The organism is Agrobacterium cavarae, assembly GCF_004310285.1.
GTDB classification, from domain to species: Bacteria; Pseudomonadota; Alphaproteobacteria; order Rhizobiales; family Rhizobiaceae; genus Agrobacterium; species Agrobacterium cavarae.
The window spans coordinates 35,319-50,077 of the sequence record NZ_SISF01000030.1; the positions used below are offsets into that span (position 1 = coordinate 35,319).

14 protein-coding genes are annotated in these 14,759 nt (G+C 58.9%); 9 read left to right on the forward strand and 5 right to left on the reverse strand.

Annotated elements, in window-relative coordinates:
- The first annotated feature begins 15 nt into the window (after nucleotides 1-15).
- Nucleotides 16-717, forward strand: coding sequence for an AraC family transcriptional regulator (locus EYC79_RS11750; RefSeq protein WP_335625469.1), 702 nt, complete (start codon nucleotides 16-18; stop codon nucleotides 715-717).
- 51 nt (nucleotides 718-768) lie between these two features.
- Here the strand turns inward: EYC79_RS11750 and EYC79_RS11755 are convergent, their stop codons facing one another.
- Nucleotides 769-1,383, reverse strand: a complete 615-nt coding sequence (locus tag EYC79_RS11755; protein WP_245495269.1) for an NUDIX domain-containing protein — start codon at nucleotides 1,381-1,383, stop codon at nucleotides 769-771.
- Between the two features lie 13 nt (nucleotides 1,384-1,396).
- A complete protein-coding gene (locus tag EYC79_RS11760) occupies nucleotides 1,397-3,595 on the reverse strand; it encodes a molybdopterin-containing oxidoreductase family protein (protein WP_165457018.1) in 2,199 nt (732 codons plus the stop codon).
- 17 nt (nucleotides 3,596-3,612) lie between these two features.
- Here EYC79_RS11760 and EYC79_RS11765 point away from each other — a divergent pair, with 17 nt between their 5' ends.
- A complete protein-coding gene (locus EYC79_RS11765) occupies nucleotides 3,613-4,461 on the forward strand; it encodes a 23S rRNA (adenine(2030)-N(6))-methyltransferase RlmJ (protein WP_062445377.1) in 849 nt (282 codons plus the stop codon).
- A gap of 6 nt (nucleotides 4,462-4,467) precedes the next feature.
- On the opposite strand, the gene EYC79_RS11770 is transcribed toward EYC79_RS11765, so the two are convergent.
- A complete protein-coding gene (locus EYC79_RS11770) occupies nucleotides 4,468-5,424 on the reverse strand; it encodes a lysylphosphatidylglycerol synthase domain-containing protein (RefSeq protein WP_111847377.1) in 957 nt (318 codons plus the stop codon).
- A gap of 204 nt (nucleotides 5,425-5,628) precedes the next feature.
- On the opposite strand from EYC79_RS11770, the gene EYC79_RS11775 reads away from it, so the two are divergent.
- Nucleotides 5,629-6,357: a ribonuclease T2 family protein gene (locus EYC79_RS11775; protein WP_130978117.1), complete on the forward strand. Its 729-nt coding sequence runs from the start codon at nucleotides 5,629-5,631 to the stop codon at nucleotides 6,355-6,357.
- Between the two features lie 17 nt (nucleotides 6,358-6,374).
- Nucleotides 6,375-6,968 (forward strand): glutathione S-transferase family protein, encoded by a 594-nt coding sequence (locus EYC79_RS11780; RefSeq protein WP_130978118.1) that lies wholly within the window; start codon nucleotides 6,375-6,377, stop codon nucleotides 6,966-6,968.
- 73 nt (nucleotides 6,969-7,041) lie between these two features.
- Here EYC79_RS11780 and EYC79_RS11785 read toward each other — a convergent pair whose 3' ends face one another.
- Nucleotides 7,042-7,692 carry an outer membrane protein gene (locus tag EYC79_RS11785; protein WP_062445385.1) on the reverse strand — a complete coding sequence of 217 codons (651 nt, stop codon included), beginning with the start codon at nucleotides 7,690-7,692 and terminating at the stop codon, nucleotides 7,042-7,044.
- Between the two features lie 369 nt (nucleotides 7,693-8,061).
- Between EYC79_RS11785 and EYC79_RS11790 the strand changes: the two genes are divergently transcribed.
- From EYC79_RS11790 to EYC79_RS11810, 5 genes are all read left to right on the forward strand, one after another.
- Nucleotides 8,062-8,829, forward strand: a complete 768-nt coding sequence (locus EYC79_RS11790; RefSeq protein WP_062427577.1) for an SDR family oxidoreductase — start codon at nucleotides 8,062-8,064, stop codon at nucleotides 8,827-8,829.
- A complete protein-coding gene (gene uvrC / locus EYC79_RS11795) occupies nucleotides 8,826-10,868 on the forward strand; it encodes an excinuclease ABC subunit UvrC (RefSeq protein ID WP_165457019.1) in 2,043 nt (680 codons plus the stop codon). The genes EYC79_RS11790 and uvrC overlap by 4 nt, the downstream gene beginning before the upstream one ends.
- Before the next feature lie 102 nt (nucleotides 10,869-10,970).
- A complete protein-coding gene (gene pgsA / locus EYC79_RS11800) occupies nucleotides 10,971-11,558 on the forward strand; it encodes a CDP-diacylglycerol--glycerol-3-phosphate 3-phosphatidyltransferase (RefSeq protein ID WP_062427575.1) in 588 nt (195 codons plus the stop codon).
- Nucleotides 11,558-11,812: a molybdopterin converting factor subunit 1 gene (moaD, locus tag EYC79_RS11805; RefSeq protein WP_062427574.1), complete on the forward strand. Its 255-nt coding sequence runs from the start codon at nucleotides 11,558-11,560 to the stop codon at nucleotides 11,810-11,812. The genes pgsA and moaD overlap by 1 nt, the downstream gene beginning before the upstream one ends.
- Nucleotides 11,813-11,815: 3 nt before the next feature.
- The gene (locus EYC79_RS11810) at nucleotides 11,816-12,277 is read left to right on the forward strand and encodes a molybdenum cofactor biosynthesis protein MoaE (protein WP_130978119.1); all 462 of its coding nucleotides are present in this window, start codon (nucleotides 11,816-11,818) and stop codon (nucleotides 12,275-12,277) included.
- Nucleotides 12,278-12,370: 93 nt separating this feature from the next.
- Here EYC79_RS11810 and EYC79_RS11815 read toward each other — a convergent pair whose 3' ends face one another.
- Entirely contained in the window at nucleotides 12,371-14,668 is a 2,298-nt protein-coding gene (locus EYC79_RS11815) for a heavy metal translocating P-type ATPase (protein ID WP_130978120.1), read from the reverse strand.
- Nucleotides 14,669-14,759 lie beyond the last annotated feature (91 nt).

The window sequence follows — 14,759 nt, forward strand, 5'->3', positions numbered from 1 at the left end:
CGCGGCCAGCGCTTCGTGGGCGATCATGTCGGTCGCTATGACGATGGCGACCTGGTTCTCATTGGGCCGAACCTGCCGCACACCTGGGCATCGAGAGAAAAGGTGCGTGAAGGCGAACCGCATACCGCGCTCGTCTTCTGGTTCAGTCGCGAATGGATCGAACAACTGACGACCGAAACCGCGGAACTGCGTCCTATTCACCGCCTCATCGACCGCGCCGCCAGTGGTCTTGCTTTCGACCGATCCGTTGGATTATCGCTCTCGGCGGATTTCGAAGCGATCTTTTCCAGAGCGCCAGCCCAGAGCCTGTTCAGCCTGCTCGACATTCTGCTGCGCCTATCCGAATTGGAGGCGCAACCACTGTCCGCAACCGCGCCAGCGCAGGCGGAGGCCGGTCGCGAGCGGATCGACCGGGTGTTGCAACACCTGCACCAATCCTATCAAGAGCCGCTGCGGATGGAAGATCTTGCCAAGATCGCCGCACTCAGCGTTTCCGGCCTCCACCGACTGTTCCGCAAACACACGCAGTCCAACGTCTCGGACTATCTGATCGGCTTGCGGATCGGCGAAGCCTGCTCGCGTCTGTCGGCGACCCGGCAGCCTATCCAACACATCGCGGCTGAGGTTGGCTACGCCTCGCTTGCAAACTTCAACCGGCAATTCCGGCGGCTGCGTGGGATGTCACCACGCGCCTACCGCGCTTCGTTTCAACGGTAACGCAGACCGGCGCGAAAGGCGGATCAAAGCCCTCTCGCCACGAACTCCCGATTACAGGCTCGCCCGGTTGAGCATGGCCCATTGCAGCATGATGATCGTCTTGGAATCGGTGATCTCGCCGGATGCGATCATGCCATAGGCGGCGTCGAGGGGAACGGTCAGGACTTCGATGTCCTCCCCCTCGTTTTCAAGGCCGCCACCCTCTCCCGCCTTCACATCGAGATCGACACGAGCGTAGAAGAGGCTGACCTTCTCGGTCAATGTGCCGGGGCTGGCATAAGTGTCGAAGAGATAGCGCGGCGCGCTGACGGCATAGCCGGTTTCTTCCATGGATTCACGGCGAATGGCCTCGTCTGGATGATCGCCGTCGGTCAGACCAGCGGGGATTTCCAGCATGAAGCTTGGGTCGCCATTCACATAGGCGCCGGGGCGGAACTGGCGAACCAGCACGACGTCCCCCCGTTTCGGATCGAAAAGCAGGATAGCAGCAGCGACTCCGTGATCATGCACCTCGCGATGGATGCGAAACGTGCGCCCGTCGCGGGCTTGCTGTTCGAAAATCATCGTCTGCAAGTGGATGAAGTTCTTCCAAACCGTCTGCTTTTCGATGAGCTTGACGCGCGACTCGTCATCGACCTGCGATACTGGACCAGCAGTGGACCGCATCATGAAACTCCCATCAGGCTTTCTTCAGCCACACCTTGTTATCGTGGAACGCCGCGCCGCCATAGGGAGCAACAGCATCGGCTCCCGTCAAGACGTTGATACCCTCACCGTCAAGATGTGCCTTGTTGGGCCAAAGACCTTCGGCAATCAGCACGCCGGGGCGAGCACCCTCGACGATTTTAGCATGAATGCGCACATCGCCGCGCGCATTGCCGATCTGGACCACATCCCCTTCTGCGATGTCGAGGCGCACCGCATCGACGGGGGAAATCATCAGTTCCGGGCGACCTTCCTTCTGAACCGAGGTCTTGGTTTCGGCGAAGGTGGAATTCAGGAAGTTGCGGGCCGGAGACGTGGCAAGCCGGAAAGGATGCTCTGCGTCGGCCGTTTCGATCACATCGACCTGATCCGGGAATTTTGGAAACGCGTCGGCAGGCCCCATAACGCCGACATTTTTAGGCGGCTTGTTGGGTGATGGGCCGTTCTGCCAGTCCGGACTGAAGCGGAACTTGCCGTCGCCATAGCTGAAGCCTTGCAGATAATGCGCGACCTCGAATTCCGGCTGCGCATCGATCCACTTCTCCTCAGCCAGATTGTCGAAGCTGCCCCAACCACTCGCTTGGAGAATCGTCTCGACATGCTCGCGCTCGCTCCTGCCAAAGCCCGGCATGTGATCGACACCAAGGCGCTTTGCGAGCTCCTCGATGACGAAGAGGTTTGTCCGCACCGTCTCCGGTGGCTCGACCAGCTTGGGACCGAGCAGAATATGGTTCTGTCCGCCGGCGCGGTAGAGATCGTCATGCTCGAGAAACATCGTGGCCGGCAGGACGATATCGGCAATCTCTGCCGTCTCCGTCATGAACTGCTCATGCACGGCGACGAACAGATCCTCACGGTGGAAGCCCTGGCTGACCAGCCTCTGCTCCGGGCAGACATTGGCCGGATTGGTGTTCTGGATCAGCATGGCCGTCACCGGTCCGCCGCCGCGCAGCGCCTCGGCATCGCCCGTCAGGATGCGGCCGACCTGCGACTGATCGAGCTGGCGGACATTCGGATCGGCATAGGCCGTTCCCATCAACTCCGCCTTGTTCAGCCGGAAGATATCGCCATTGTTATGAAACGCGCCACCGCCCTCATATTGCCAGGAGCCGAGAACGGTGGCGATCGACAGTGCGGCATGCATGGCGACCGCGCCGTTGCGTTGGCGGGCAAAGCCATAGCCGAGGCGGAAGAAGCTTTTTTTCGTCGTTCCGACGAGCTTTGCGAACGCCTCGATCTCCTCCACCGAAAGCCCGGTGATTTCGGCAGCCCATTGCGGGGTCTTGGACGCAAGATGCGCTTCGAGCCCGGCCGGATCGTCGGCAAATTTTGCCATATAAGCGCGGTCGGCATAACCATCTCGGAACGCGATGTGCATGACGGCGCAGGCAAGTGCAGCATCCGTGCCCGGTCGCACCACCAGCTTCATATCCGCCTGCTTCATCGTCGGATTGTCATAGATATCGACGACAACGATCTTCGCATCGCGTTCCTTGCGGGCCTTGACCGCATGGGTCATGACATTGACCTGCGTGGCAACCGCATTGGTCCCCCAGATGACCACGACATCGGCCTTTGCCATCTCGCGCGGGTCCGGTCCGCGCAAGGCACCTGTCCCCATCACATAGCCGGTCCAGGCCATATTGGTGCAGATGGAGCCGAAGAAGCCGGAATATTTCCTGGCGTGGCGCAGCCGCTCGATACTGTCGCGCTGCACCTGCCCCATCGTTCCGGCATAAAAATAAGGCCACACGGCCTCGGCACCATGCGCCGCTTCCGCCTTGATGAAGGCGTTGGCGATCTCGTCCAGCGCATCGTCCCAGCCGATCTCCTGCCAGTCGCCGGCACCCTTCGCGCCCTTGCGGCGCTTCGGCGTCAGCAACCGGCCTGGATGATAGATCCGCTCCGAATAGCGCGCCACCTTGGCGCAGATCACGCCAGCGGTGTAGGTGTTGGCGTTCGCACCACGCACCCGGCCAATACGGCCATCGGCGTTGATATCGACCTCCAGCGCGCAAGCGCTCGGACAGTCGTGCGGACAGACGGTATGGCCGACGCGGGTGGCATCGGTCACGGCTTTGGCGGAAATCGGGGTCGCAACGTTCATAGATTTTCTATATTGCATGTGCGAGATCGCCAAAAGGGCGAAGTGACGCACATCAAGATAATTCATAAAAGGCATCGCCCCCGATGAACTACCGGCACATCTACCACGCAGGCAACTTTGCCGATGTTCTCAAACATGCGGTCCTGGCCCGGCTCGTTCGCTATCTGCAGAACAAGGACAAGGCGTTTCGCGTGCTTGATACGCATGCCGGTATTGGACTTTACGACCTCTCGTCCGAAGAGGCGCAGAAGACGGGCGAATGGCAGACCGGCATCGGCAAGCTTCTGGAAGCCGATCTTCCGGCAGAGGTCGCTGAACTGATGGAGCCTTATCTCTCAGCCGTTCGGGAATTGAACCCGGAGGGCGGGCTCAAATACTATCCAGGCTCCCCGAAGCTTGCCCGGATGCTGTTTCGCCCGCAGGATCGGCTTTCAGCCATGGAACTGCACCCGGATGATTTTCGCGCGCTCTCACGCCTCTTCGAAGGCGATTATCAGGCGCGCGTCACCGAACTCGATGGCTGGCTTTCGCTTGGCGCCCATCTGCCGCCGAAGGAAAAGCGCGGCCTCGTTCTGGTCGATCCCCCCTTCGAGAAAGAAAACGAATATGAGCGCCTGGCGGACGGTCTGCACAAGGCCTATCGCCGCTTTGCCACCGGAACCTATTGCCTATGGTATCCGCTGAAGAAGAATGCGCCGATCAAGGACTTTCACGAGCGCCTGCAATCCTATGAGATTCCCAAAATGCTCTGTACCGAGCTGTCTGTCAGAAGCGACCGGCTGGAGGGCTTGAGCGGCTCTGGCCTCATCATCGTCAACCCGCCCTACACGCTGAAGGACGAGTTGCACGCGATGCTGCCTGTTCTGAAGGCGATCATGGCGCAGGACCGATACGCGTCGCATCGCGCCTTCTGGCTGCGCGGCGAAGAGTAAGAACGGCTACTTCTGCTGTAGCCGCCTCTCCTCCTGTTCGGCGGCTGCAAGCTGGGAGCGCTCGAAAAACAGGATGATGAACAGGCCGATGACGAACGGGATGATCAGGTAGAACAGGCGGAAGACGAGAAGTGCGGCGATGACGTCTGCGGGGTTCATATCCGGCAGACCCATGACGAAGACGAGCTCGAGCACCCCGAGACCGCCTGGCGCATGCGAAATCAGTGCGGCGGAAAATGAAATCAGGAAAATTCCCAGGATCACCATGAAGCCTGGATTGCCAAGCTCGGGCAGTGCAAAATAGATGATACCGGCCGCGCCGATCAATTCGATCGGACCAATGACCAGCTGCTGCACCACGAGCTTCGGCACCGGGTAGAACAGCGTGAAGGAGCCGATCTTGAGCGGCCTCAGCTTCATCAGACTCCCGAGAACGTAAAGCGCGACGATGGCAAGCAGCAGAATTCCTGTGGTGCGCGAGGCTTCCACCGGCAGAACATCGACAAAACGCTCCGTGATATCCGGCTCATAAACCAGGATGAAGCCGATCAGCATCAGCGTGCCGATGACGAAGGTGAAGGAGCAAAGCGCAACGAGAACGCCGACTTCCGCAGCACTCAACCCCTTGGAGGTGTAGGCACGGTAACGCACCACGGCACCGGAAAACACGGACGCGCCGACATTGTGGGATAGGGCGTAGGTGGTAAACGAGGTCAAGGTGATGAACCACCAGCCGACCTTGCGCTTCAGATGCTGCAATGCGATTCGGTCGTATCCGGCAAGTGCGGCATAGGCGACCAGCGTGCAGAGCCCCGACATCATCCAGTGATGCATGCTGATTGCGCTGAGGCTGTCCCAGACGTCATCGAGCGAGAGATGGCGCAATTCCTTATAGAGCAGCCACACCGAAAAGCAGATCGTCGCAATCCCGATGACGGGCCAGAGATACTTTTTCATTTTCATGCGGACATGCCCAGGCTCGATCCTCCCTCCGGCAAGGCGTCATGCCGGATTCGACAAGCTTATTCGTTATACTAACTCCGGTTCAACACGAAGGATGCCGGAGAGATGATTTTTCGGTGGTCTGTTTGCCATAGGCAGAAGATGGTATAAAACCCGAAGCCTGTTCAACAAATCGTCATCCTTGCCAGAAAGACAGCGCCCTCGATGAAACAGTATTTCGGTTTTATCGCACTCGGCGCACTGTCATTGGCGGCGGCTGGCTGGGTGTTTCTGGGCCAACCCCAGCCGGCGTCCGGTCCTACGGCGCCGCGAACCGGAACCCCTTCAGCGCCAAGCGCACAAGACACTGCTAAAACCTCGGAAACAGGCTTCGATTTCTACGTCCTGTCGCTCTCCTGGTCTCCAGCATTCTGTGCCAGCGACGCCGGACGCAGCAGCCGGCAGCAATGCGGCGCGGATCGAAAGTTCGGTTTCGTGGTTCATGGTCTCTGGCCTCAGAATGACCAAGGCTATCCGGAATTCTGCGGCGCGGACAAAAACGAGCGCGTGCCTGACAACCTTGGACGAAGCATGTTCGACATCATGCCCTCCATGGGGCTGATCGGCCACCAGTGGCGCAAGCATGGCAGTTGCAGTGGCCTGACCCAGAAACAATATTTCGACAAGACACGTGATGCCTATGACCGCATCAAGATACCCGCCGACCTCTCAGTCGGCGATCAGAGCAAGAAGCTTTCCGCCGACGCTATCGAAGCCGCCTTTGTGAGTGCCAATCCTGGCATGACAAAGAGCGGCATCGCTATCAGTTGCGAAGGTCCGCGACTGGAGGAGGTGCGGATCTGCCTGTCCAAGACCTTGTCCTTCCGCGATTGCCCCGAGGTCGATCGCCAGGGTTGCCGGTCGAATGCCGCAGAGATCATTCCCATCCGATAGTGAAACAGGAAAAACCAATGGAACTGCTTTATGCTCCTGCCTCCCCCTATTCCGCCAAGGTGCGCATGGCAGCGCGTTATCTGGATATTGGCATCACCGATGTCCGCGTCGATACCAATGCCGAACCCGCTACGCTGATCGACAACAATCCGCTCGGCAAGATTCCAGTGCTGCTGCATGACGGCGGGTCGGTCTACGACAGCGTCGCCATCATGCATTATCTCGATCGCGTGTCCGGCGGAAAGCTCTACCCGAAAAAGCATGCCAAGCGCACCGAGGCCGAAATCCTCGAAGCACTTTGCGACGGCGTGATGGATTGCCTGCTGGCGATCGTTTACGAAAAGCGCTTCCGCCCGGAGGAAAAGATTCACCAGGAGTGGATCGACAAGCAATGGCGCAAGGTGGTGAAGGCGCTCGATTACCTGAACGACAATCTGCCGAAAACCGGCAAGAAGCTGCATGGCGGCCACTTCGCCCTTGCTGCGATGGTCGGCTATCTCGATTTGCGCTTCAGCGGACAATGGGCGGATGGCCGCAAGCGGCTGGCGGACTGGCCGGAAAAATTCGGCAAGAAGTTCAAGCAGTACACGGAACTGAAATCGGCAGCCTGATCGCGGATTTTACTCGCTGTAGAAACAGAAAAGCCGGGGAGAACCCCGGCTTTTCCGCATATTGTCTGGCAGATTAGAACTTGACGCCGATACCAGCCTTGACGCTGTGGTCGTCGAAGCCGCGCGAGACGTTGCCACCGTTGATGGCGAAGTCCTTGTCCTGGTAATCGGTGTAACGATACTCAAGACGTGCCGTGATGTTGTCGGTGACGAGAGCTTCGACACCGGCACCAACCGTGTAGCCGAGAGCCGTCTTGTCGTCCTTGCTGCCGGTTGCAGTGTCACGAATTTCGTTGTTCGAAACTGCAAGACCACCCGTACCGTAGATCAGGAAGGGGTTCATGTCGTAACCGACGCGAGCGCGCAGCGAGCCGTTCAGCTTCTGCTTGCCTTCGAGGGTGCCGCCAGCGGAGCCCTTCTCATCGCCGTAAGCGAGGTCGGCTTCACCACCGTAAACGATCTGGCCGTTCTGCCAGTTGTAACCACCATAGAGGCCGCCGCCAAAACCGTCAGCGTCGCGACCGTTGTTGCTGCCGCTGAAACGACCCCAGTCGTAGTTCACGGTACCACCGAGATATGCGCCAGACCAATCCTTGATCGGTGCGGGCTGCTCAACTGCGACCGGCGCCTGCGGAACTTCATTTACCGCATCGGCTGCCTGTGCTGCCGAGAAAGCTGCCGCGGCCATGGTAGAAGCCAAAAGTGTTGCAACGATAGTACGCATGCCATTCTCCTTTTCAAACCCGCGGGGGCACTCAAACACTCGGTCCCAACGCGGTACAAAACAGTTAGTTCCCTGCCCGTCTGGAAATGCAAAATGATGGGGGAATGAGGAAATCACAGAGCCAAAATGTGAATTGATTGAGGCACAGCCGTGACGGAAATTGGACGTTGCCAAAAGGACACAGAAATCTATTAAGGATAATGGATCGTTAATTTAAGCAAAGTGCGTTTTTACTTGTGTTTACATCTAATTAAGCTGGCAAAACTTGTGCCTGATAAATCTGTATAACGCCATTCCGATGTGGGCAAACCTCACGGTTTCGATTTATATCTACAGGTAAATGTGGAATAAGCAGAGCACGGGTCCGCTTTGACAGAGACTATACCGAAGACCGTCTTGATCACGGGTGCAGCGCGCCGCATCGGCAAAGCCATCGCCGATTACCTTGCTTGCGAAGGGTTTGCGGTGGCGATCCACGCACGCTCTTCTTTGGCCGAAGCCGAAGAGTTCGCTAACGATTTACGGCAAAAAGGTGGCAAGGCGGTCGTCTTACAGGCCGACCTCATGGATTGCGCCTCCACCGCCGAATTGATGGAAAAGGCAACAAAAGCCCTTGGACCCGTGGGTGTTCTCGTCAATAACGCCTCTGTTTTTCATAAAGACGAGGCCGAAACCTTCGACGCCGAGACCTTCGATGCGCATTTTGCAGTGCATGTGCGCGCGCCGTCCATCCTCTCAGCCGCATTTGCAAAGCAACTGCCGCAAGAGCATTCCGGCCTGATCGTCAACATCATCGACCAACGCGTGTTGGCGCTCAATCCGCGCTTCTATTCCTACACATTGTCCAAGGCAGCGCTTTGGGCCGCAACGCAGACACTCGCGCAAAGTTTTGCGCCACGCATCCGGGTCAATGCCATCGGCCCTGGTCCGACGTTTAAAAACGAGAGACAGAGCCCCGAGGACTTTCAGGCGCAGGTCGACGCCCTTATATTGAAGAGAGGTCCGAAGCCCGATGAGTTTGGGCGGACGATTCGCTTTCTTTACGATACCCCCTCGATGACCGGCCAGATGATCGCACTCGACGGGGGCCAGCATCTTGGCTGGGAAACCCCGGACGTGGCGGAGATTAATGAATGAACGGAAAGAAGCTGCCGGATGGCGGTGTTCTCTTCGATGAAACCGACGACGATGAAGACGATGTTGCACTCTCCACCACCGATGTGGCCGTAGAGCGGGACAGCGCCGGCATCGACTGGAACGCCGGCTGGAAGAACGAGTCCGGCCTGAAGGGCATGGATCTGATTGGCGAATTTGTCAAACACCTGCCCAACAATCCCGGCGTCTATCGCATGTTCAACGAGGCTGGCGACGTTCTTTATGTCGGCAAGGCGCGCTCGCTGAAGAAGCGTGTCAGCAACTATGCTCAGGGACGTGTGCATTCCAACCGCATCGGCCAGATGGTGCGGCTGACGACTCATATGGAGTTCGTTACCACCCGCACCGAAACGGAAGCGCTGCTGCTGGAAGCCAACCTCATCAAACGCTTCCGCCCACGCTTCAACGTGCTGTTGCGCGATGACAAGTCGTTTCCTTATATTCTGATCACGGCCGACAACCGAGCGCCGGCGATCTTCAAGCATCGCGGTGCAAGAGCGCGCAAGGGCGCCTATTTCGGTCCCTTCGCCTCTGCCGGTGCGGTCGGTCGAACCATCAATTCGCTGCAGCGCGCCTTCCTGATCCGCACTTGTACCGATAGCGTGTTCGAGAGCCGCACACGGCCCTGCCTGCTCTATCAAATCAAGCGCTGTTCAGGCCCCTGCACCCATGAGGTGAGCGACGAGGCCTATGCAGAGCTGGTGCAGGAAGCCAAGGACTTCCTTTCCGGCAAAAGCCAGAGCGTGAAGTCGACGATTGCCCGGCAGATGAACGAGGCCTCGGAAGATCTCGATTTCGAGCGCGCCGCGATCTATCGCGATCGTCTTGCCGCGCTCTCGCACGTTCAGAGTCACCAGGGCATCAACCCTGCCGGGATCGATGAGGCAGACGTCTTTGCCATCCATCACGAAGGTGGCGTGTCGTGCATTCAGGTCTTCTTCTTCCGCACCGGCCAGAACTGGGGCAACCGCGCCTATTTCCCCAAGGCCGATCCATCCCTCCCGGGCTCGGAAATTCTCAACGCCTTCCTGGCGCAGTTCTACGATGACAAGCCGGTGCCGAGGCAGATTCTCTTGTCTGAAACTGTGGACGAGCAGGAATTGCTTGCTGCAGCCTTTAGCGAAAAGGCCGGTCACAAGGTCGTCCTTTCGGTGCCGCAGCGCGGCGAAAAGAAGGATATTGTCGATCATGTGCTGGGCAATGCTCGCGAAGCCCATGGTCGCAAGCTGGCCGAAACCTCTTCCCAGGCCCGGCTGCTGAAAGGCTTCGCCGAGACCTTCGGTATGCCTTACATCCCGCGCCGCATCGAGATCTACGATAACTCCCACATCATGGGCACCAATGCGGTGGGCGGCATGGTGGTGGCAGGGCCGGATGGCTTCGTCAAAAACCAGTATCGCAAGTTCAACATCAAATCGACGGACATCACCCCCGGCGACGACTTCGGCATGATGCGCGAGGTGATGACGCGTCGGTTTTCCCGACTGCTGAAAGAAGAAGGCAGGCCTGACCGGAGCCAGCCGGTGTCTCCGGAAGATGCCGCAGATATGCCGTTTCCGGCCTGGCCCGATGTGATCCTGATCGACGGCGGTCAAGGCCAGATGACGGCGGTGCGTGCCATTCTCGATGAACTTGGCATTCGTGATTGCGTCACCGCGATTGGCGTTGCCAAAGGTGTTGACCGAGATGCCGGTCGCGAGCGCTTCTTCACCGATACGCGCAGCGACTTTTCGCTGCCGCCGCGCGATCCCGTTCTTTACTTCGTCCAGCGCCTGCGCGACGAAGCGCACCGCTTTGCCATCGGCTCGCATCGGGCGCGGCGTAAGAAGGAGATGATCAAGAATCCTCTCGATGAAGTAAGCGGCATCGGGCCGGGCAGAAAGCGCGCGCTTCTGCAGCATTTCGGCACGGCGAAAGCCGTGTCGCGTGCAGCGCTCAGCGACCTGATGGCTGTGGGCGGCATTTCAGAAACTGTCGCAAAACAGATATACAATCACTTCCATGAGAGCGGCCGCGAGTGACGCGGCGGCTTTTACCGCCGCCCGCTAAAAAAACACAAAGAAGTGTTGACGCTTCCACCTCGGAGCGTCATCAACGCTCTGATATCGATAGACAGGTTTTCCATGGCTTCGCGCGCATACAACATCCCGAATCTTCTGACCTATGGCCGGATCTTGGCCGTACCGGTCATCGTTTTGTGTTTCTTCGTTGAAGGAAAACTCGAAAGTTCGGATTTTGCGCGATGGACCGCGCTCTGGCTGTTCATCATCGCCTCCATCACCGATTTTCTCGATGGCTATCTGGCACGCATCTGGAACCAGACCTCCAATATCGGCCGCATGCTTGACCCCATTGCCGACAAGCTGTTGATCGCCTCGATCCTGCTGCTTCTGGCGGCCGACGGCACGATTGCAGGCTGGTCGCTCTGGGCAGCCATCACCATCCTTTGCCGTGAAATTCTCGTCTCGGGCCTGCGCGAGTATCTCGCGGCCTTGAAGGTGTCCGTGCCTGTAACGCGGATTGCCAAGTGGAAAACCACGATCCAGATGGTAGCAATCGCTTTCCTTCTGGCCGGACCGGCGGGCGACACGATCCTGCCTTACACCACCGAGATCGGCATCGGCCTTCTATGGATCGCAGCAGCGCTGACGATCTATACCGGCTATGACTACTTCAAGGCTGGCCTGCGCCACATCGTGGATGAAGAGTGATGACCCATATCGTTTACTTCGCCTGGGTGCGCGAAAAGATTGGCAAGTCGGAGGAGGATATCGACCTTCCCGCGAATGTAAAAACGGCGCGAGAACTGATCCTTTACCTGAAAGGTCTTGGCGAAGAATACGAGGCGGCCTTCGAATATCCGAATGTCATTCGCGTTGCGGTCAATCAAGAGCATATCGAGCATCACGAAAGCATCGTCGGCGCGCGGGAGATCGGCATTTTCCCGCCCATGACAGGCGGCTGACCGATGGGCGTGACCCCGACCATCCGCGTGCAGGCGCAAGACTTCGACGCTGCCGCAGAAGCCAGGCTTTTAACGCAAGAGGACGCAGGGATTGGTGCTCTCGTCACCTTCACCGGCCTCTGCCGTGATGAAGGCGGCGCCCTTTCTGCACTGGAGCTTGAGCATTATCCCGGCATGGCAGAAGCGGAAATGACGCGGATCGCCAGGCTTGCCATCGAGCGCTTCGACCTTCGTGGCCTGACTGCGATCCATCGCTATGGCAAGATCGCCACCGGCGACAACATCGTCCTCGTCATCGCCGCCTCATCCCACCGCCAAGCTGCCTTCGATGGCGCGAACTTCGTCATGGACTATTTGAAGACCGCCGCCCCCTTCTGGAAGAAGGAGCACGGGACAAATGGAACTGCGGGCGGTTGGGTATCGGCCAAAGATGCCGATGAGAGCGCCAAGGAAAAGTGGCGCTGAGGATCTCGATCGTCTTCGCGTGACCACATGACCGGTCTCAGACTTCGCCGAAGTGAAGCCAGAGACACCGTCGCTGGTTGGTTGAGCTGCTCCCTATTTCGCCACCCTCAGCAAGCGCAGCGCATTCATGGTGACGAGTACCGTAGCGCCGGTATCGGCAAGGATTGCCGGCCACAGACCCGTGACGCCGATAATGGTGGTGACGAGGAAGATGGCCTTCAGACCGAGCGAGATCGCAATGTTCTGATAAATATTGCGCATCGTCCGCTTGGAAAGATCGATCATCCGGGCGACATCGCCCACGCGCCCATGCAGGATGGCGGCATCGGCCGTTTCCAACGCCACATCCGTTCCGCCACCCATCGCAATGCCGACATCGGCAGCGGCAAGTGCCGGTGCATCGTTGATGCCGTCGCCCACCTTGCCGACGACGAGACCCTGCTGCTTGAGTTCACCGACGATGCGCTGCTTGTCCTCCGGCAGAAGGTCTGCGCGCACCTCGATGCCCAGCGTCTTGCCGATGGCGCTTGCCGTGCGGGCATTATCGCCCGTCAGCATGACGATCCTGACACCCGCATCCTTCAGCGCCTTCAAACCATCTGCGGCATCGGCACGCGGCTCATCGCGCATGGCAATCGCACCGGCCAGCCTGCCGTCCACCACGAGGACAGAAACCGTCTTGCCTTCATCATTCAGCGCACTGATGACGGTCTGATCCGCAGCCGGAATATCCACCAACCCCGAGGCCGCTTTCGCCGAGCCAAGAAAAACCGACTGCCCTTCCACGGTAGCCGACACGCCCTTGCCGCCAAGCGCCTTGGCACCGCTTACCGCTGGAAGGGCGATCTGGTTCTCCGTGGCCCTTTCCAAAATAGCGATAGCAAGCGGATGGCTGGAGCCGGTCTCAAGAGCTGCTGCCAGACGCAAGGTTTCCGGTTCCGACAGCCCGAAAGATATAATATCCGTGACCTTCGGCTTGCCTTCCGTCAGCGTGCCCGTCTTGTCGAGGGCCACCGCCGTCAGACGACCGAGACCTTCCAATACAGCGCCACCCTTCAACAACAAGCCTCTGCGTGCACCTGCCGAAAGCGAGGCGGCGATGGCGGCGGGGGTGGAGATGACCAGCGCGCAAGGGCAGCCGATCAGCAGGATGGCAAGCCCCTTGTAGATCCACTCATCCCAGTTCGCCCCCCAGAGAAGCGGCGGTACAAGCGCAACCAGCGCGGCAACGACCACGACGCCTGGCGTATAATATTTCGAGAAGCGATCGATGAAGCGCTCGGTCGGCGCCTTGCTTTCCTGTGCCTCCTCAACCAGCTTCACCACGCGCGCGATCGTGTTGTCGGCTGCGGCCGCGGTAACGCGGACCCGCAATGCAGCGTCACCGTTGACAGTGCCGGCAAATACGCTGTCGCCAGCGCTCTTTTGAGTAGGTACGCTCTCCCCTGTCACCGGCGCTTCGTTGATCGCGCTTTCGCCGGACACGATGACGCCGTCTGCCGATATACGATCACCCGGGCGAACAAGAATGATGGAGCCGATCTCAAGGCTTTCTGCCGGCACCTCGCTGGTTTTGCCTGCCTCTTCCAACAGCGCGGTCTTCGGAACAAGCGCGGCGAGCGACTTGATGCTGTCACGCGCCTTGCCAGCGGCCACGCCCTCCAGCAACTCGCCCACCAAAAACAGGAAGACGACGGCAGCGGCTTCCTCCGTCGCGTTGATGGCGAGGGCGCCAACGGCTGCAATGGTCATCAGCATTTCGATAGAGAAAGGCGTGCCGGCGAGTGCTGCCATGAAGGCCCGGCGCGCAATCGGCACCAGACCCACCAGCATGGCGATGGCGAAGGCATAAAGCTGGATGGACGGCACAAGGTGGCCGATCACATAGGCCACCACCAGGGCTGCACCCGCAAACAGCGTTGCACGCCCCTTCCTGCTTTTCCACCAGGGGCCGTCACTCGGCCCATGGTCATGGCCATGCAATCCCTCGACAGCGGCGGCACGGTCGCGTCGGTCCTGTTTGCCATGTTCGTGGCTATCGTGGTGGTGGGCATCGTGATCGTGGGCCGGGCCGGAATGCGTGTGGCTGTCGCCATCCGCATGATCATGCGCATGACCGCCACAGCAGGCCGCACCATGGTTCGCCGATGTCGGGTTATCGACTTGGCGCCCAGCCAATCGCTCGACCGAATAGCCAAGGCCCCGAACCTTCTTTCCTATGGCATCGAGATCGCTCGTCTGATCGTGACGGATGCTCATCGTTCCCGCGGTAACGGAGACCGACACGTCTTCCACGCCCGGCATGCGCCGAACGGCAGTGTCGATCTTGCTGGCGCAAGAGGCGCAATCCATGCCGCCAACCCGAAATCTGGTCTGTAAATCCGTGCTCATCTCGTCGGTCCTCATTTTGCTGAACACGTCTTACGACCTCTAGCCACTAGAGCTACAAGAGCAAAATAAGATTTCTCGCGAAATTCAACGC

Coding starts and splice junctions, on each gene's coding strand:
- EYC79_RS11755 (WP_245495269.1), bottom strand. CDS start 1,383: ATGCGGTCCACTGCTGGTCCAGTATCGCAGGTCGATGACGAGTCGCGC.
- EYC79_RS11760 (WP_165457018.1), bottom strand. CDS start 3,595: ATGAATTATCTTGATGTGCGTCACTTCGCCCTTTTGGCGATCTCGCAC.
- EYC79_RS11765 (WP_062445377.1), top strand. CDS start 3,613: ATGAACTACCGGCACATCTACCACGCAGGCAACTTTGCCGATGTTCTC.
- EYC79_RS11770 (WP_111847377.1), bottom strand. CDS start 5,424: ATGAAAATGAAAAAGTATCTCTGGCCCGTCATCGGGATTGCGACGATC.
- EYC79_RS11775 (WP_130978117.1), top strand. CDS start 5,629: ATGAAACAGTATTTCGGTTTTATCGCACTCGGCGCACTGTCATTGGCG.
- EYC79_RS11780 (WP_130978118.1), top strand. CDS start 6,375: ATGGAACTGCTTTATGCTCCTGCCTCCCCCTATTCCGCCAAGGTGCGC.
- EYC79_RS11785 (WP_062445385.1), bottom strand. CDS start 7,692: ATGCGTACTATCGTTGCAACACTTTTGGCTTCTACCATGGCCGCGGCA.
- uvrC (WP_165457019.1), top strand. CDS start 8,826: ATGAACGGAAAGAAGCTGCCGGATGGCGGTGTTCTCTTCGATGAAACC.
- pgsA (WP_062427575.1), top strand. CDS start 10,971: ATGGCTTCGCGCGCATACAACATCCCGAATCTTCTGACCTATGGCCGG.
- moaD (WP_062427574.1), top strand. CDS start 11,558: ATGACCCATATCGTTTACTTCGCCTGGGTGCGCGAAAAGATTGGCAAG.
- EYC79_RS11810 (WP_130978119.1), top strand. CDS start 11,816: ATGGGCGTGACCCCGACCATCCGCGTGCAGGCGCAAGACTTCGACGCT.
- EYC79_RS11815 (WP_130978120.1), bottom strand. CDS start 14,668: ATGAGCACGGATTTACAGACCAGATTTCGGGTTGGCGGCATGGATTGC.